General features: G+C 62.9%; 15 protein-coding genes. 8 read left to right on the top strand and 7 right to left on the bottom strand.

Translation table 11 applies throughout. From position 1 onward, the window contains the following. Positions 1–37: 37 nt before the first annotated feature. The 3 genes from rpmB to BLW25_RS01295 form a co-directional block, all read right to left on the bottom strand. Positions 38–325 carry a 50S ribosomal protein L28 gene (gene rpmB, locus BLW25_RS01305; RefSeq protein ID WP_092895652.1) on the bottom strand — a complete coding sequence of 96 codons (288 nt, stop codon included), beginning with the start codon at positions 323–325 and terminating at the stop codon, positions 38–40. Positions 326–511: 186 nt separating this feature from the next. Then, positions 512–1,492, bottom strand: a complete 981-nt coding sequence (gene meaB / locus BLW25_RS01300) for a methylmalonyl Co-A mutase-associated GTPase MeaB (RefSeq protein ID WP_092895650.1) — start codon at positions 1,490–1,492, stop codon at positions 512–514. A 39-nt stretch (positions 1,493–1,531) separates the two neighbouring features. After that, complete coding sequence (locus BLW25_RS01295; RefSeq protein WP_092895648.1) at positions 1,532–2,194, bottom strand: helix-turn-helix domain-containing protein; 663 nt, start codon at positions 2,192–2,194, stop codon at positions 1,532–1,534. A 134-nt stretch (positions 2,195–2,328) separates the two neighbouring features. On the opposite strand from BLW25_RS01295, the gene BLW25_RS01290 reads away from it, so the two are divergent. Then, positions 2,329–3,336 carry a GlxA family transcriptional regulator gene (locus tag BLW25_RS01290; protein WP_092895646.1) on the top strand — a complete coding sequence of 336 codons (1,008 nt, stop codon included), beginning with the start codon at positions 2,329–2,331 and terminating at the stop codon, positions 3,334–3,336. 175 nt (positions 3,337–3,511) lie between these two features. On the opposite strand, the gene BLW25_RS01285 is transcribed toward BLW25_RS01290, so the two are convergent. Genes BLW25_RS01285 through BLW25_RS01270 form a run of 4 tightly spaced genes read right to left on the bottom strand, consistent with a single transcriptional unit; the run spans position 3,512 to position 8,577 of the window. Continuing rightward, a complete protein-coding gene (locus tag BLW25_RS01285; protein ID WP_092895644.1) occupies positions 3,512–4,084 on the bottom strand; it encodes a sarcosine oxidase subunit gamma in 573 nt (190 codons plus the stop codon). Continuing rightward, positions 4,077–7,028 carry a sarcosine oxidase subunit alpha family protein gene (locus tag BLW25_RS01280; RefSeq protein ID WP_092895642.1) on the bottom strand — a complete coding sequence of 984 codons (2,952 nt, stop codon included), beginning with the start codon at positions 7,026–7,028 and terminating at the stop codon, positions 4,077–4,079. The genes BLW25_RS01285 and BLW25_RS01280 overlap by 8 nt, the downstream gene beginning before the upstream one ends. After that, positions 7,025–7,312, bottom strand: a complete 288-nt coding sequence (locus BLW25_RS01275) for a sarcosine oxidase subunit delta (protein WP_092895640.1) — start codon at positions 7,310–7,312, stop codon at positions 7,025–7,027. The genes BLW25_RS01280 and BLW25_RS01275 overlap by 4 nt, the downstream gene beginning before the upstream one ends. A gap of 11 nt (positions 7,313–7,323) precedes the next feature. Further along, entirely contained in the window at positions 7,324–8,577 is a 1,254-nt protein-coding gene (locus BLW25_RS01270; RefSeq protein WP_092901272.1) for a sarcosine oxidase subunit beta family protein, read from the bottom strand. A gap of 214 nt (positions 8,578–8,791) precedes the next feature. Here BLW25_RS01270 and BLW25_RS01265 point away from each other — a divergent pair, with 214 nt between their 5' ends. From BLW25_RS01265 to BLW25_RS01235, 7 genes are read left to right on the top strand one after another with little or no spacing between them, the layout of a single operon-like run. Next, positions 8,792–9,880, top strand: coding sequence for a LacI family DNA-binding transcriptional regulator (locus tag BLW25_RS01265; protein WP_092895638.1), 1,089 nt, complete (start codon positions 8,792–8,794; stop codon positions 9,878–9,880). Next, positions 9,877–11,193, top strand: coding sequence for a xylose isomerase (gene xylA / locus BLW25_RS01260; protein ID WP_092895636.1), 1,317 nt, complete (start codon positions 9,877–9,879; stop codon positions 11,191–11,193). Before BLW25_RS01265 ends, xylA begins: the two co-directional genes overlap by 4 nt. 25 nt (positions 11,194–11,218) lie before the next feature. Then, positions 11,219–12,271, top strand: a complete 1,053-nt coding sequence (locus tag BLW25_RS01255; RefSeq protein ID WP_092895634.1) for a sugar phosphate isomerase/epimerase family protein — start codon at positions 11,219–11,221, stop codon at positions 12,269–12,271. Between the two features lie 15 nt (positions 12,272–12,286). Next, on the top strand, positions 12,287–13,420 hold the full coding sequence (locus tag BLW25_RS01250; protein WP_216279308.1) for a Gfo/Idh/MocA family protein: 1,134 nt from the start codon (positions 12,287–12,289) through the stop codon (positions 13,418–13,420). Then, a complete protein-coding gene (locus BLW25_RS01245; RefSeq protein WP_171909448.1) occupies positions 13,417–14,928 on the top strand; it encodes a sugar ABC transporter ATP-binding protein in 1,512 nt (503 codons plus the stop codon). The genes BLW25_RS01250 and BLW25_RS01245 overlap by 4 nt, the downstream gene beginning before the upstream one ends. Continuing rightward, entirely contained in the window at positions 14,925–15,911 is a 987-nt protein-coding gene (locus BLW25_RS01240) for an ABC transporter permease (RefSeq protein ID WP_092895630.1), read from the top strand. Before BLW25_RS01245 ends, BLW25_RS01240 begins: the two co-directional genes overlap by 4 nt. A 35-nt stretch (positions 15,912–15,946) precedes the next feature. Then, positions 15,947–16,888, top strand: coding sequence for an ABC transporter substrate-binding protein (locus BLW25_RS01235; RefSeq protein ID WP_092895628.1), 942 nt, complete (start codon positions 15,947–15,949; stop codon positions 16,886–16,888). Positions 16,889–16,893 lie beyond the last annotated feature (5 nt).

The following is a 16,893-nucleotide window of genomic DNA, read 5'->3' as shown; positions in this document are numbered from 1 at the left end:
CACCAGGGCCACGCTGCAGCGTAAAGCCCGGCACGCCTCAGGCGGCGGCTTGTGCTTTCTCGATATCGCGCTTGATTTTCAGCGCATCCGAGGAGAGCTCTGCATCCTTGGCACGCGCGAGAAACGCGTCCAGACCACCGCGGTGATCCACGGTCCGCAGAGCGGCTGCCGAGATGCGCAGGGTGTAGGTTTTGCCGAGCACGTCGGATGCCAGCGAAACCTCATTCAGGTTCGGCAGGAAACGACGACGGTTCTTGTTATTCGCATGGCTGACCGTGTTGCCGGTCATCGGGCCTTTGCCCGTCAGTTCGCAAACGCGCGACATTGCGGTATCCTTCAGGTCTGTTCAGCTTTCGCTGTATTGGGTCAGCTTGCGCTGTGTTCAAAGGACAAACCCAAGGGAATCCCCCCGCTGTCCGAATTCGATCCTGGGGCAAATACGGGGAATCCGCTCCGGCGTCAAGCGATTCACCGCGAGAAGCCGCCGGGAAACGCGGCTGTCAGGCTGCTTTCATATCGGGCGCCCGAGCGCTGCCATCATCTGCCGCGCGGCAGCCTCGGGCGTGACTTCTCCGGCTGCGACCTGAGCTCCGAGCCGGGCGAGGATTCCCTTTGCCGGTTCCCGCTCCAGCACCGACAAAAGCCCGTGGCGCACCTCTTCCCCGAACCAATGCGCCGCCTGTTCAGACCGCCTGCGCGCCCAATGGCCCTGGTCCTTGCGCCAGGTGGCAAGCAGGGTCATCTCGTCCCAGGCCTTGTCGAGGCCTGCGCCGCTATAGGCGGAAACCGGCATCGCTTTGGGGAAACCTTCCGGGTCCTGCGCGCGTTTGCGCAACAGCCGCAGCGCGCCGGCATAATCGGCCACCGTCCGGGTCGCGGTCGCCAGCAGGTCGCCATCCGCCTTGTTGACCAGAATCATATCGGCCATTTCCATGATGCCGCGCTTGACCCCTTGCAGCTCATCGCCGCCCGCCGGCGCCATGAGTAGCAGAAAGACATCGCAGATCTCGGCCACCATGGTCTCGGACTGGCCGACCCCCACCGTCTCGATCAGCACGAGGTCAAACCCCGCCGCCTCGCACAGCGCCACCGCCTCACGGGTGCGCCGCGCCACACCGCCCATATGGGCCTGGCTGGGCGAGGGGCGGATATAGGCGTTGGGATGGCGCGAGAGCTGCTCCATCCGGGTCTTGTCACCGAGAATCGAGCCCCCCGACCGCGCCGAAGACGGGTCCACGGCAAGGACCGCGATCTTCTTGCCGGTCTCGGCCAGGTTCATGCCGAAAGCCTCGATAAAGGTGGATTTCCCCACCCCTGGCGTGCCCGAAAGCCCCAGCCGCAACGCCTGACGCCCGGAAGCGCGCAGCGCGGAAATCAGTTCCACCGCCTGTTCACGGTGATCAGGGCGCGCGCTTTCGATCAGCGTGATCCCCCGCGCGAGCGCCCGCCGGTCACAGGCGAGGATCGCCCCGGCCATTGCGCCAATATCCATAGACTTCACCCCTGCACCCCCCTCCCGCATCTGCCAGCCTCAATTCGCCTGCGGATAGGAGATCACCGAAAGATAGCGCGCCGGGAGCGTGTTCAGCTTTTCAGGCCCATGCGGTGCATCGGCGTCAAAGAACAGGCTGTCGCCGGGTTGCATCAGGAAGGTCTGCTCGCCATGGCGGTAGACCACTTCGCCTTCCAGCATATAGAGAAGCTCGATCCCGTCATGCTGGAAGGTCGGGAAGATATCGGATTGCTCGTTGAGCGTGATCAGATAGGGCTCGACGATCACGCCGCTGGCATTCTCGCCGATATGGCCAAGAAGGCTGTATTGATGGCCCGCCCGCGTGCCGGCGCGTTCGGTGATCACCGCTTCGCCCGACTTCACATGCATGACCTGGCGATTTTCCTCATAGCGACGGAAGAACGAGGTCAGCGGCACGGAAAGCGCATGGGCCAGCACCTGCAGCGTCGTGAGCGAGGGCGAGGTGATGCCGTTTTCGATCTTCGAGACCATGCCGATCGAGAGACCGGTCTGCTTTGAGAGATCGGCGACCGTCATCCCCTTCTGGCGACGAAAGCTGCGGACGGCGCGTCCGATGGCCACCTCGAGCACTTTCTCGCGTGGTTCAGAGACCCGGTGCGGATCCTGGGAGAGGGAGCGAAGTGGCTTGGCGGGCTCTGCTTTCTTCGGTCTGCTGCTCATCAAATCCCTCTGTTTCCCACAGTTTGCCGTCAGACCTTGCCGGCCCGGACCTGCCGGTCCACTGACGGAGCTTGTATCATGGCCGTAAAATATGACTATGCTAGCGATAAATGTTTCCTGAGAGAATAAGAAACATGAACCAGGATGAAAGCGGCCTGCATCTGGGCTTTCTGATCTTTCCGGGCTTTCCGATGGCCTGCCTGACCTCGGCCATCGAGCCCCTGCGCGCAGCCAATGAGATCATCGGCAAACGCGCGTTCCGCTGGAGTGTCGTGGGCGAAACCGCGAGCCGCGTGGTCTCGTCTGCCGAGGTCGGTTTCGATCCCGATCTGGCGCTGGCCGATCTCACGGATTGCGACCAGCTTTACATCCTGTCGGGCCCGGCGGGAAAGTTCACCAATGCCCGCAGCTCAAACGCGGTGCTGCGCCGGCTCGCGCGCCATGGCACCGGGATCGGCGCCTTCTCGGGCGGAATCTTTCCGCTGGCCCGCTCCGGCCTGCTCGACGGACATAAAACCTCGGTCCACTGGTGTTATGAGGCCGCGTTCAAAACCGAATTTCCCGGCGTGATCGCGTCGGAAAAGGTGATCACCATCGACCGCGGCCGCCTGACCGCCGCAGGCGCCACCGCTGTGTTTGATCTGATGCTGCGGCTGATCGAGGAACAGCTTGGCCCCGAGGCGATGACGGAAGTGGCCTGCTGGTTCCAGCACCCTTTCATGCGCGGCGAGGAAGTCGAACAAAAGACCCCGACGCTCCGCTCGGACCGCACCGAGGATATGCTGCCGCCGCCCGTCGCCCGCGCGATCCGGCTTTTCGCCGAACATATCGAAGACCCGATCCAGATCGCCGAAGTCGCCGAGGCCGTGGACCTGTCCTCACGCCAGCTTGACCGCTCGTTCAAACGATCAACCGGCCAGAGCCCGCTGAAATATTACCGGCTGCTCCGGCTGAAAAAAGCGCGTCAGATGGCGCTTTATTCCAACGACACGATCACGGAAATCGCGCTGGCGGTGGGTTATGCCAGCACCACCCCGCTTGTGCGCCATTACAGTCAGGCCTTCGGCGTCACCCCACAAGAGGATCGCAAACAGGCCAACCAGTTCCGTGTGAAAGAAAACGCGCCGCTCCCCGCAATCTGATCCGTTGCGATGAGGGCCGCCCGCTTCTGGCAGGCCGCAGAAGCCTCCGGCGGGGATATTCAGGAGACTGACAACAATATCGGAGAAACCACGCTGGTTTCTGTCTCTGGATATTCCGGGCGGCGAGGGGACAGTGCCCCCTCGCCACAGTTTCAACCTTGTGCTGCGCCGCGCATCAGAGCGCCGATTTAGCAGCCGTCATCAGCGCATGATGCAGCGAGGCCGCCGAGGAACGCCCGCCATAGACCGTGTAGCTTTTCCCCGCGGCACGACAGACCAGGATACAGCCCAGATGTTCGATAACTGTACGGCTGGCACCGCCAGAGGGCAGTTTCCCCAGATCGAGGTTCGAAAGAAGTTCGAAAACGGCAAGAACGCCCTCGCCCTCCAGATCGAACCCACCCCAGCCATCGGTCTGTTCAGTGATGGAAGCCGTATCTCCGAAGCCCTTTTTCAGGATCGGCGCGATGTCTTCATGCGTGGCGAAAGGCGCCTCGATGAACCATTGTTCCGGCCCGGTCCAGATCGCGGTAAAGACGCCGCCCGTGGCACTGCGCGCCGGTGCGGGCAGATCGAAGCCGAAGAAAGCACTGGCTGCCGCATGGAACGCTGCCAGTTTTCCCTGCCGCGCCGAAAGCGACGCCAGCGCGGTTTCGGTCCGCTCGGTAATGGTCAGGCCGGGGAAGCTGTCCTTGCGGGGCGCGTCACCCCCCAGCTGGGTGATCGGTTTGAGACGATGATCAGCCACGGAGACGTTCTCCTTCCGGGTCGACAAAATGGGCGGAAACGACTTTGACCAGCGTCTCCTCTCCCGCCAGCGGGTTCACGGCGCGCAGCGTATCGCCTTTGCGGGCCGCACCGTCTTTCAGATAGCCAAGGCCGATGGAATGCCCGAGCGAGGGCGAAAACGCGACCGAGGTCATATAGCCCTGGTCGTTTTTCGCATCGGCCGGCGCGCCCTGGTTGATGAAATGCATCCCACCAAGCAGGGGTTTCGTCGCATCAACCGGCTGGAAGCCCACAAGATTATAGGCGCCCTCGCGGTTCATCCCCTCACGTTCCGACAAGGTCGAGCCGATCGAGTCCTTCTTCTTGTTGACCATGCCGGCCATGCCGAGGTTCAGCGCCGAGGTGGTGCCGTTCAGCTCATTCCCCGCCGCATGGCCTTTCTCGATCCGCATGACGCCGAGCGCCTCGGTGCCATAGACAAGGGCATTGAACTCGCGCCCGGCCTCCATCATGGCGCGGACAAGCCCGTCGCCGTAACGGGTTGGCACCGCGATTTCATAGGCCAGTTCTCCCGAGAAGGAGATCCGGAACAGCCGCGCCCTGAGGCCGCCACAAACCGTGATCTCGCCGCAGCCCATATAGGGGAAGGCCTCGTTCGAGATGTCGAATTCCGGATCGACGATTTTTTGCAGGAGCTTCCGGGCATTGGGTCCGGCGACCGAAAACTGCGCCCAGGCCTCGGTGGTCGAGATGATCTGCACATCAAGATCAGGCCAGAGGCACTGCCGCGCGAATTCCATATGGCGGTAGACGCCGACCGCATTCGCAGTGGTGGTGGTGGTGACGAAGTGATCCTCGGCCAGACGCGCCGTGGTGCCGTCATCCATCGCGATACCGTCTTCGCGCAGCATCAGACCATAACGGACCTTGCCGATACCGAGTTTGGCAAAGGGGTTGCAATAGATGCGGTTGAGGAACTCTGCCGCATCCGGCCCCTGAACGTCGATCTTGCCCAGCGTGGTCACGTCACAGATGCCGACCGAACCACGGGTCGCCAGCACTTCGCGGTCCACGGATTGCCGCCAGGTGGTCTCGCCCGCTTTCGGGAACCACTGCGCGCGCAGCCACATGCCGACCTCGACAAAGACCGCACCCTGTTCCGCCGCCCATTTATGCGAGGGCGTCAGGCGTTTGGGGCGGAAATCCGCACCGGCAGACCGGCCCGCGAAGGCCGCAATCGGCACCGGCGTATAGGGCGGGCGATAGATGGTGGTGCCGGTTTCCGGGATCGACTTTCCGGTCATTTCCGCCATCACGGCAAGGCCCGAAATGTTCGAGGTCTTGCCCTGATCCGTCGCCATACCCATCGTGGTATAGCGCTTCAGATGCTCGACCGAGCGGAAGCCTTCCTGATGCGCAAGTTTGACGTCTTTGACGGTGACGTCGTTCTGCTGATCAAGCCAGGCGCGGCCCTTATGCGGCACATACCAGAGCGGCGTGACGCGCACCGGCGCATCCTCGGCCTGGGGCAGATCGGCGGATTTCACCGTCAGACCAAGGCCTTCCAGCGCCCCGGCTGCAGCCTCAGCACCCGAGGCCAGCGCGCCGGCGGTTGAAAGCCGGCCATTCGCTGCGCCCGCCACTACCATGCCCACCGGCAGGGTGCCGGGGACGAAAGCGGCAAGGTCCGCATTCCAGACCGGGAGGCCGCGCTGATGACAGGTCAGATGCACATTCGGGTTCCAGCCACCCGAGACGCCAAGCGCCTCTGTGGAAATCTGGCGGGTCTCGCCATTCGCAAGTTTCACCCTGATCGAGGACAGGCCAAGGCGGCCATGCGCATCGGTCACCACCGCGCCACGCAGATGTTCAGCCCCCTGGAAGGCGGGGCCATCGGCGCGGCTGTCGATCACGGCGGCAACCTTGACGCCCTTAGCGAGCAGATCCGACGCCGTGCGCAAGCCATCGTCATTATTGGTGAAGACCGCGACCGTCTGGCCCGGCGTCGCAGCCCAGCGATTGGCATAGGCGCGCATGGCACCGGCCAGCATCACGCCGGGACGGTCGTTGTTTTTGAACGCAATCGGGCGTTCGGTCGCGCCTGCGGCCAGCACGGCGCGCTGTGAATAGATCCGCCACAGGATCTGACGCGGCTTGCCTGAGGCCGGGGTCGCGATGTGGTCCGACACCCGCTCCAGCGCACCATAGATACCGTGATCAAAAGAGCCGATCACAACCGTTCGCGTCAGGATGCGGACATTCGGCAGGCTCGAAAGCTCTGCAATCGCAGATTTCGCCCAGTCGGCACCCGAGGCATCGCCAAGCGTAAAGGTCTCGGCATTCAGCCGCCCGCCCGGGGTGAAATCCTCATCTGCGAGGATCACCCGCGCACCAGACCGCGCCGCCGTCAGCGCCGCCGCCAGACCCGAAGGCCCTGCCCCGATCACCAGCAGATCGCAATGCAGGAAGCCCTTGTCATAGGCATCCGGGTCGTCCTGCATCGAGAGGCTGCCAAGCCCCGCCGCGCGGCGGATCATCGGCTCGTAAAGCTTCTCCCAGAACGCTTTCGGCCACATGAAGGTCTTGTAGTAGAACCCCGCCGCGAAGAAGGACGACAGCCGGTCATTGATCGCGAGGAAGTCGAATTTCAGCGATCCGACATGGTTCTGGCTTTTCGCGCTGAGGCCTTCGAACAGTTCCGCAATGGTCGCGCGGGTGTTCGGCTCCTGCCGCGCGCCCTGGCGCAGTTCGACAATCGCGTTCGGCTCTTCCGAACCCGAAGAGATCGGGCCGCGCGGGCGGTGATATTTGAACGACCGGCCCATCAGCCGCACGCCATTCGCGAGCAAAGCCGAGGCGAGCGTATCGCCTTCATAACCCTGATAGGTGGCCCCATCGAAGGTGAAGTTCAGCGGTTTCGAGCGGTTCAGCTGGCCACCGGACAGACGGTTCTTCTGGCTCATTTCGACCTTCCCCGGGCGCGGGCCACATCTCGGGCCAGCTCGACTTTGGTGATTTCATGGGTCAGCGTGTTACGGGTCACCACAAGCCAGGACCGGTCGCCCTGTTCGTGGAACCACAGCTCCTGGTGAAGCCCCGCCGGGTTTTTGCGCTGATAGAGATAATCGTGAAAGGTATCTACGGCGCCCTCGGCGGCCCAGTCTGGCCGGTCGATCAGGTTCGCATCGCCAAGATAGACGAATTCCTGCGAATCTCGCGGCCCCAGCAGGGGGTGATTGATAATCATCGCTCAGGTCCTCAATGCAGGTTCGGTTGGGCGCCCATGCCCTTTTCGTCGATCATCAGCCCCTTGCGGAACCGGTCGAACCGATAGGCGGTCGCCACGGAATGCGGTTGGTCATTGGCGAGCAGATGCGCAAAGCACCAGCCGCTGGCCGGCGTTGCCTTAAAGCCGCCATAGCACCAGCCGCCGTTGAAATAGAGCCCGTCGATATCGGTCTTGTCGATGATGGGCGAGCCGTCCATCGACATATCCATGACACCGCCCCAGATCCGCAGCAGGCGCGCCCGCCCGATCATCGGCATGATCGACATCCCGCCCTCACAGACATCTTCCACGACCGGAAGATTGCCGCGCTGCGCATAGGTATTATAGCCGTCGATATCGCCGCCGAAGACGAGGCCACCCTTGTCGGACTGGCTGACATAGAAATGGCCCGCGCCATAGGTGATCACGCCCGGCAGCACCGGCTTCAGCCCTTCCGAGACGAAGGCCTGCAGCACATGGCTCTCGATCGGCAGACGCTCGATCCCGGCCTGCGCCATGACCTTGCCCGACGAGCCCGCCACCGCACAGCCGATCTTGTTCGCGCCGATGAACCCGCGGGTGGTCTCGACGCCCAGCACCTTGCCGTTCTCGATCTTAAACCCGGTGACTTCGCAATTCTGGATAATGTCGACGCCGCGCTGATCGGCGCCGCGCGCATAGCCCCAGGCGACCGCATCATGGCGCACGGTGCCACCACGTGGCTGCAACAGGCCGCCTTTGATCGGGAAGCGCGCATTGTCGAAGTTCAGGAAGGGCGCGATCTTGCGTACACCTTCCTGGTCAAGCAGTTCGGCATCGACCCCGTTCAGGCGCATGCCATTGCCGCGACGGCGGAAGGCATCGCGCTGCGCATCGGTATGGCAGAGATTCAGCACGCCGCGCTGGCTGACCATGGCGTTATAGTTGAAATCCTGCTCGAGATTTTCCCAGAGCTTCATGGAAAACTCATAGAACGGCTCATTGCCATCAAGCAGATAGTTCGAGCGGATGATCGTCGTGTTGCGGCCCACATTGCCGCCCCCGATCCAGCCCTTTTCCAGCACGGCGACATTGGCCTTGCCGAAGATCTTCGCCAGGTAATAGGCGGTCGCAAGCCCATGGCCACCGCCACCTATGATAATGATATCATAGTGTTTCTTTGGCTCTGGGTCGCGCCAGGCGGGCGTCCAGCCTTTATGGCCCGTCAGGGCCTCTTTGATCACTTTGAAGCCTGAATACCGCATCATATCCCCGCGCCGAAACTTCACCTCAGTGTCAGGATTTTCACTGGCCCCACCCCTCTTGTTTCAGACAGCGACCCTTTCATTTCGGACATGTCACAAAATTCTGTCAGCGGGGTAACGGATCCCGGAAGCATGGCAGAATGACAGACGTATATCAAAAAATGATTGACGTATGTCATTTCCTCATCTCTTCTGCGGGCGGGAGGAGAATCAAATGCGCAAGCCGACGCTGCAGGATGTGGCGCGGGCTGCGGGCGTGAGCTACGCGACTGCGGACCGGGTTCTCAATGAGCGCGGAAATGTCGCCGAAAAATCCACGCGCCGGGTCCTGCACGCCATCGAAACGCTCGGATATGAGCGCGATCTCCATGCCGCGAATCTGTCGCGCGGGCGCATCTATCATTTCCGTTTCCTGCTGCCGGGCGGCGATCACAGCTTCTTTCGTGCCCTGCGCCAGGCGGTTGACGCCGAAGCCTCTGCCCGACGCACCGACCGCGTCCGCTTCACCCTGACCGAAGTGCCGACGCTTGATTCCGACGCGCTGGCACGCGCGCTGGAACAACTGCCGCGCGATTGCGATGCCGTGGCGGTTGTAGCCACCGAAACGCCGAGGATCGCCGAGGCCATCGGCGCGCTGCGCGAAGCGCGCATTCCGGTGGTGACGCTGGTGGGCGACGCTGCGCCAGATCTGCGCGCAGCCTATGTCGGCATCGACAACCAGATGGCCGGACGCACCGCCGGGCGCCTTATCCGGATGGCCCATATTGCGCGTCCGGCCTCTGCGCCCGGGCTGATCCTGCCGGTGATCGGTGCGCTGAGCGCGCGCGACCACCGTGACCGGCTTGAGGGCGCGCGCCTTGTGCTTGAAGGCGGGCCGCAGCTTATGGCCCCTGTTGTGGTGGATGACCGCCCCGACCTGATGCGCCTGCGCGTTTCAGAGGCGCTGGAACAGGAACCCCGCATCACCGGCATCTATTCCATCGGCGCCGGCAATCGAGGGCTGATCGAGATCCTCGCGCACAGGCCCGATGCGCGCCCCTTCACCATCATGCATGACCTGACGCCCACAACGCGCGGCGGTCTTGAAGCCGGCCTTGTCGATGCGGTGATCGACCAGAAACCGGCGCAGGAGGTCGCGCTGTCGGTCGATGTGATGAAGGCGCTCTCGGATGGGCGCGAGCTTCCTGACCCGACGCGCGACATCACGCCGACCATCTTTCTGAAAGACAACCTGCCGGCGGCATTGCCCTCGCCCCCGACCGAACTTCAGCCTGCCCTTTTGCCCACAGGAGACCCCCGTTGAGCGGTTATTTCGACTCCATCGCCCCGGTGAAATTCGCCCCCGAAGCTGCCCATGAATCCGGGGGTCTCGCCTATCATCACTACAACCCCGATGAAATCGTGCTGGGCAAGCGGATGGAGGATCACCTTCGGTTCGCCGTCGCCTACTGGCATTCCTTTGCCTGGGAAGGCGGCGACCCCTTTGGCGGCCGCACCTTTGACCGCCCCTGGTTCCCCGCCGATACGATGGCGCTGGCAAAGCAGCGGGCAGATGAGGCCTTCGACCTCTTCCGCATCCTCGGCGTGCCCTATTACTGTTTCCACGACCATGATGTCCGCCCCGAAGGTGCAACTCTGCGCGAAAGCCGCGCCCGGCTTGAAGAAATCGCCGATTACTTCCAGGCGAAGATGGAGGCAGGCGGGCCGAAACTCCTCTGGGGCACTGCGAACCTCTTTACCAATCGCCGGTATATGTCGGGCGCGGCTTCGAACCCCGACCCGGATGTCTTCGCCTATTCGGCATCCGTCGTACGCGGCGCGATGGAAGTGACCCATCGTCTGGGCGGTGAAAACTACGTCCTCTGGGGCGGGCGCGAAGGCTATGAGACGCTTCTGAACACCGATCTCGGCCAGGAACTTGACCATATGGGTCGCTTCCTGAACCTCGTTGTCGAGCATAAGCACAAGATCGGCTTCAAAGGCACCATCCTGCTGGAGCCGAAACCGCAGGAGCCGACCAAGCACCAATACGACTATGACGTCGCCACCTGCTACGGCTTCCTCAAGCGCTACGGCCTTGAAAACGAAGTAAAACTGAACATCGAACAGGGTCACGCGATCCTTGCCGGTCATTCGTTCGAACATGAGCTGGCGATGGCGGCGACTTTGGGGATCCTCGGCTCCATCGACATGAACCGCAACGATTACCAGTCCGGCTGGGATACCGATCAGTTCCCGAACAATGTGCCCGAAACCGCACTGGCCTATTATGAAGTGCTGAAAGCGGGCGGCTTCACCACGGGCGGCACCAATTTCGACGCGAAAGTCCGCCGCCAGTCGCTGGATGCAGAAGACCTGGTCGCAGCCCATGTCGGCGCGATGGATGTCTGCGCGCGCGGCCTGAAAGCGGCGGCGAAGATGCTGGAAGAGGGCCGGCTCGAAGCCGCCCGTACGGTAAGGTACAAAGGCTGGCAGAGCGCTGACGCCCAGGCGATGCTGGGCAAAACTGCCACCCTCGCCTCGATTGCCGATGCGGCAGAGGCCTCGGGGCTCGATCCGCAGCCGGTTTCGGGGCGGCAGGAAATTCTGGAAAATCTGGTTAACCGCTACGTCTGAGCACCAGCCCTGGGGAGGAAAGACCATGAAGACGATCAAAGGGCCGGGACTGTTTCTCGCGCAATTCGCAAGCGATGCGGCGCCGTTCAATTCCTGGGACAGCATCACGAAATGGGCCGCCGATATCGGCTATAAAGGCGTCCAGGTGCCCAGCTGGGACGGGCGGCTGATCGACCTCGACCGCGCCGCATCCAGCAAGGATTACTGCGACGAATTCAAGGGCGTGGCCGAGGCGAATGGCGTCGTGGTGACCGAGCTTTCGACCCATCTCCAGGGCCAGCTGGTCGCGGTGCATCCGGCCTATGACGAGGGCTTCGACGGCTTTGCCGCGCCGCAAGTGCGCGGCAATCCGAAGGCACGCCAGGAATGGGCCGTGACCCAGGTGAAAAACGCGCTGACCGCCAGCAAACATATGGGGCTGACGGCCCAGGCGTCATTTTCCGGCGCACTGGCCTGGCCCTATGTCTACCCCTGGCCGCAGCGACCGGCGGGCCTGGTGGAAACCGCCTTTGATGAACTCGCCCGCCGCTGGAAGCCGATCCTCGACCATGCCGACGACTGCGGTGTCGACATCTGCTACGAGATCCATCCCGGCGAAGACCTGCATGACGGCATCACCTATGAGATGTTTCTGGAACGCACCGGCAACCATCCCCGGGCCTGCATGCTCTACGATCCCTCGCATTATGTGCTGCAATGCCTGGATTATCTGGACAATATCGACATTTATCGCGACCGTATCCGGATGTTCCATGTCAAGGATGCCGAGTTCAACCCGACCGGCCGCCAGGGGGTCTATGGCGGCTTCCAGTCATGGGTGAACCGGGCCGGGCGGTTCCGCAGTCTGGGCGATGGCCAGGTCGATTTCGGCGCGGTGTTCTCGAAAATGGCGGCGAATGATTTCGACGGCTGGGCCGTCGTGGAATGGGAATGTGCGATCAAGCATCCCGAAGACGGCGCGCGCGAAGGGGCCGAATTCGTGAAACACCATATCATCCGCGTCACCGATAAAGCGTTTGACGATTTCGCGGATGGTGGCACTGATGAGGCCGCTAACCGCCGTATGCTCGGGCTTTGAGGGGGTTCTGACAGCATGACAAAGATCAGACTGGGGATGGTCGGCGGCGGCAAGGATGCCTTTATCGGCGGCGTCCACCGGATCGCGGCCCGCATCGATGGCGAATATGACCTTGTCGCCGGCGCGCTGTCTTCGACGCCGGAGCGGGCGCTGGAAAGCGGGCTGGCCCTCGGGCTGGCGGCGGATCGGTCCTATGGCAGTTATGAAGAAATGGCCGAACGCGAGGCCGCGCGCGAGGATGGCATCCGCGCCGTGTCCATCGTGACGCCGAACCATATGCATGCCGGCCCTGCGATGGCCTTTCTGAAGCGCGGCATCCATGTGATCTGCGACAAGCCGCTGACCGCCACGATGGACCAGGCGCGCGACCTTGAGGCTGCGGTCAAAGCGTCAAAAGCGCTCTTCATCCTGACCCATAATTATACCGGCTATCCGATGATCCGCCAGGCGCGGGATATGGTGGCCTCGGGCGAGCTGGGCAAGATCCGCGTCGTTCAGGTTGAATATGCCCAGGACTGGCTGACCGAAGCCGCAGATGACAGCAACAAGCAGGCAGACTGGCGCACCGACCCCGCACGCTCTGGCGCAGGCGGCGCGATCGGCGATATCGGCACCCATGCCCATAACCTCGCCTGTTTCGTGACCGGGCTGGCGGTCGAAAGCCTCGCCGCCGATCTGCAAAGCTTTGTCCCCGGGCGCCGGGTCGATGACAACGCGAATATCCTTCTCAGGATGCAGGGCGGCGCGCGTGGCGTGCTCTGGTGCAGCCAGGTGGCGCCGGGCTGCGAAAACGGGCTGCGGCTGCGCGTCTTTGGCGAAAAAGGCGGGCTGGAATGGAGCCAGGAGGACCCGAATTACCTCTGGCACACCCCCTTTGGTGAGGCGAAACGCCTCGTGACCCGGCGCGGCGCCGGGGCGAATGCGGCGGCGAATGCCGTCAGCCGCACCCCGGGTGGCCATCCCGAGGGCTATCTCGAAGGGTTCGCCAATCTCTATACCGAGGCCGCCCGCGCCATTCGCGCGGCAGACAGCGGCCAGATCCCGGATACCGGCCTTCTGCCGGGGATTGCGGCCGGGATGGACGGGATGCGCTTTATCGACGCCGCGATCCGCTCGTCCCGGGCAGATGCGGCATGGGTGGCGCTGTGACCACACCCGTTCTCGCCCTGAACGGCGTCAGCCGCAGTTTCGGCCCGATCGAGGTGCTGCATGGCATCTCGATCGCGCTCGCCCCGGGCCGCGTCCATGCGCTGATCGGCGAGAATGGCGCGGGGAAATCCACCACGATGAAGATCCTGGCGGGCTACCAGCCGCCATCGTCAGGCGAAGTGCAGCTGGATGGTCGCGCGGTCGCCTTCGCCACCATGGGTGAGGCCGAGGCGGCGGGGATCTCGATGATCCATCAGGAGTTCAACCTCGCCGAACAGCTGACCGTCGAGGAAAACATCTTCCTTGGCCGCGAGCTGAAGCGCGGCCTTTTCCTCAACAAAGCCGCGATGCGCGCCGAGGCCCGGACGCTTCTGGACCGGCTGCAATGCCGGGTCGCGACGGACCGCCCGATCTCGAGCCTGTCGAACTCCGACAAGCAGATGGTCGAGATCGCGAAAGCCCTGTCACGCGAGACCCGCGTCCTGATCATGGACGAGCCGACCGCGGTGCTGACAAAGGCGGAAACCAGGATCCTGATGGATCAGGTCCGGGCGCTCAGGGCCGCCGGCACGGCCATTCTCTTCACCTCGCATAAGCTCGACGAGGTGAAAGAGATCGCAGACGACCTGACCATCATGCGCGATGGCGCAGTGGTCTATTCCGGCCCCGCCGATGCGATGGACGAACATGGCATGGCCGAAGCGATGGTCGGGCGCGAGATGTCGCAGCTTTACCCGGCCAAAGACGGCACCCCCGGCGAGATCGTGCTTGAGGTCGCGGGCCTGACGGTGCCGGGCTTTGCCGAAGATATCAGCTTCAGCCTGCGCGCGGGCGAGATCCTCGGCGTTGCCGGGCTGATCGGTTCGGGGCGGACCGAGACATTCGAGGGCCTTGCGGGGCTGCGCCCTGCCACCGGCGCGGTCAAAGTCAAAGGTCGCGCGGTCACCATCCGCCACAACTGGGAAGCGCTGGAGCTTGGCCTGTGCTACCTGACCGAAGACCGCAAGACGCGCGGGCTGCTGTTGCAAAAGGGGATGCGTGAGAACCTCACCCTCCAGGCCCTGCACCGGTTCTCGCATGGGCTTCTGGATCAACGCGCTGAAGAGGCGGCCCTTGATCAGGCAATCCGCGATTTCGACATCCGTGGCGCGCGCGGGATCAATGTCGGCCATCTTTCCGGCGGCAATCAGCAAAAGCTCCTCTTTGCGAAAACCATGCTCTCGGACCCGCAGATCATCGTGATCGACGAACCGACCCGCGGCATCGACATCGGCACCAAACAACAGATGTACGAATTCATCCGTCGCCTTGCCCGCGAGGGCCGCGCCATCGTGGTGATTTCGTCTGAAATGCAGGAAGTCATCGGCCTTGCCGACCGCGTTCTGGTGATGCGCCAGGGCCGGATCCGGGGCGAGGTGACCGGCGATACCATCACTGAGGACGCCATCGTGCGCCTCGCCATGGGGGTCGGCCAGGCCGCCCCTCTCGCAAAGGAGTTACAGGAATGAGTGTTGCGGCAGCTCCGGCGCGCCGGGTGCAGATGAGCGTGATCGGCCCGATCCTCGCGCTGGTGATCCTCGTGATCATGGGCGCGATGATGAACCCGAATTTCCTCGGCCTCGACAATATCACCAATGTTCTGGCGCGGTCGGCCTTTATCGGCATCATCGCGGTGGGGATGACCTTCGTGATCACGGCAGGCGGGCTCGACCTCTCGGTCGGCTCGATGGCGGCGTTTATCGCCGGGCTGATGATCCTTGTGATGAACAAGATGCTGCCCTCGATGGGCGTGGGCGTGCCGATTGTTCTTGTGGGGATGCTGGTCGCGCTTGGCGCCGGGATCATCGCGGGGCTGATCAACGGTCTTCTGATCACGCGGTTGGGGATCGAGGCCTTCATCGTCACGCTCGGCTCGATGGGGATCTATCGCAGCCTTGTCACCTGGCTTGCAGATGGCGGCACGCTGAGCCTCGATTTCGGCCTGCGCACCTTCTACCAGCCGGTCTATTACGGCGGCATTTTCGGCGTCACCTGGCCGATCATCGTCTTTGCCGTGGTGGTGATCCTCGGCGAATTGCTGATGCGCTCCACCGCCTTTGGCCGCCATTGCGCCGCCATCGGATCGAATGATCAGGTGGCGAAATATTCATCCGTCCGCGTCGGCCGCGTGCGGCTTCTGACCTATGTGATGCTTGGTGCCCTCGTCGGGCTGGCCGTCATCATGTATGTGCCGCGCCTTGGCTCGGCCTCGTCCGCCACCGGCCTCCTGTGGGAGCTGGAGGCGATTGCCGCCGTCATCATCGGTGGCACGGCCCTCAAGGGCGGTTTCGGCCGCGTCTGGGGCACGGTTGTGGGGGTGCTGATCCTCGTGCTGATCGGCAACCTGCTGAACCTGACGGATTACGTCTCGCCCTATCTGAACGGAGCAATCCAGGGCGCGATCATCGTTCTCGCTGTCGTTTTGCAGCGCGGAAGCAAAGCGGGCCAGTGACCCCTGGCCCCGAATTACTCAAGGGAGGAGAAACTATGAAACATTTCGTATCGGCATTGGCGCTTGCGGTTGCGCTTGGCGGGCCTGCCCTGGCTCAGGACACCAAAGTGATCGGCGTGTCGATCCCGGCGGCGACCCATGGCTGGGCGGGCGGCATGAACTATTTCGCCAAAACCACGGTAGAGCGGCTGGAAGCCACCTATCCCGAGCTGGATTTCGTGCTGGCAACCGCCTCGGACCCGGCCAAGCAGGTCAATGACATCGAAGACATGCTGGCCACCCGCAAGATCAGCGCACTCGTCGTGCTGCCTTTTGAATCCGAGCCGCTGACCGGCCCGGTGCAGAATGTGAAAGCCTCGGGCGCCTGGGTCACCGTGGTCGACCGTGGTCTGGCGGTTGACGGCATCGAAGACCTCTATGTCGCGGGCGACAACCCCGGCTTTGGCCGCGTCGCGGGCGAATTCATGAAATCCAACATGCCCGATGGCGGCAAGATTGTGGTGCTGCGCGGCATCCCGACCACCATCGACAATGAGCGCCTCGAAGGCTTCCAGGGCGCCATTGAAGGGTCGGGGATCGAAGTTCTCGCCGCCGAACATGGCGACTGGAACCGCGACAAGAGCTTTACCGTGATGCAGGATTTCCTGTCGAAATATCCGGAGATCGACGCGGTCTGGGCCTCTGATGACGATATGGCGCTTGGCGCACTGGCAGCGATCGAAGCCGCCGGCCGCAAAGACATCAAATTCGTGCTCGGCGGCGCCGGTATGAAAGAGATGATCAAACGCACCATGGACGGCGATGCGATGATCCCTGCCAATGTGACCTACCCGCCGTCGATGATCGCCACCGCGATCGAAATCACTGCGGTCGGCCTCGTCTCGCCGGCGCCGGTCTCGGGCGATTTCATCATCGGCTCGGTTCTGGTCACGCCGGACAATGCGGCCACCTATTACTACCCCGACAGCCCGTTCTGAGGCAT

Origin of the sequence: Rhodobacter sp. 24-YEA-8, from assembly GCF_900105075.1 — a bacterium.
Taxonomy (GTDB): Bacteria; Pseudomonadota; Alphaproteobacteria; order Rhodobacterales; family Rhodobacteraceae; genus Pseudogemmobacter.
This window is presented reverse-complemented; position numbering and strand designations above follow the sequence as displayed.

Bases quoted from the DNA above. Each gene is read 5' to 3' on its own strand.
- rpmB (WP_092895652.1), bottom strand. From the start codon at position 325: ATGTCGCGCGTTTGCGAACTGACGGGCAAAGGCCCGATGACCGGCAAC.
- meaB (WP_092895650.1), bottom strand. From the start codon at position 1,492: ATGGATATTGGCGCAATGGCCGGGGCGATCCTCGCCTGTGACCGGCGG.
- BLW25_RS01295 (WP_092895648.1), bottom strand. From the start codon at position 2,194: ATGAGCAGCAGACCGAAGAAAGCAGAGCCCGCCAAGCCACTTCGCTCC.
- BLW25_RS01290 (WP_092895646.1), top strand. From the start codon at position 2,329: ATGAACCAGGATGAAAGCGGCCTGCATCTGGGCTTTCTGATCTTTCCG.
- BLW25_RS01280 (WP_092895642.1), bottom strand. From the start codon at position 7,028: ATGAGCCAGAAGAACCGTCTGTCCGGTGGCCAGCTGAACCGCTCGAAA.
- BLW25_RS01275 (WP_092895640.1), bottom strand. From the start codon at position 7,312: ATGATTATCAATCACCCCCTGCTGGGGCCGCGAGATTCGCAGGAATTC.
- BLW25_RS01270 (WP_092901272.1), bottom strand. From the start codon at position 8,577: ATGCGGTATTCAGGCTTCAAAGTGATCAAAGAGGCCCTGACGGGCCAT.
- BLW25_RS01265 (WP_092895638.1), top strand. From the start codon at position 8,792: ATGCGCAAGCCGACGCTGCAGGATGTGGCGCGGGCTGCGGGCGTGAGC.
- BLW25_RS01255 (WP_092895634.1), top strand. From the start codon at position 11,219: ATGAAGACGATCAAAGGGCCGGGACTGTTTCTCGCGCAATTCGCAAGC.
- BLW25_RS01250 (WP_216279308.1), top strand. From the start codon at position 12,287: ATGACAAAGATCAGACTGGGGATGGTCGGCGGCGGCAAGGATGCCTTT.
- BLW25_RS01240 (WP_092895630.1), top strand. From the start codon at position 14,925: ATGAGTGTTGCGGCAGCTCCGGCGCGCCGGGTGCAGATGAGCGTGATC.
- BLW25_RS01235 (WP_092895628.1), top strand. From the start codon at position 15,947: ATGAAACATTTCGTATCGGCATTGGCGCTTGCGGTTGCGCTTGGCGGG.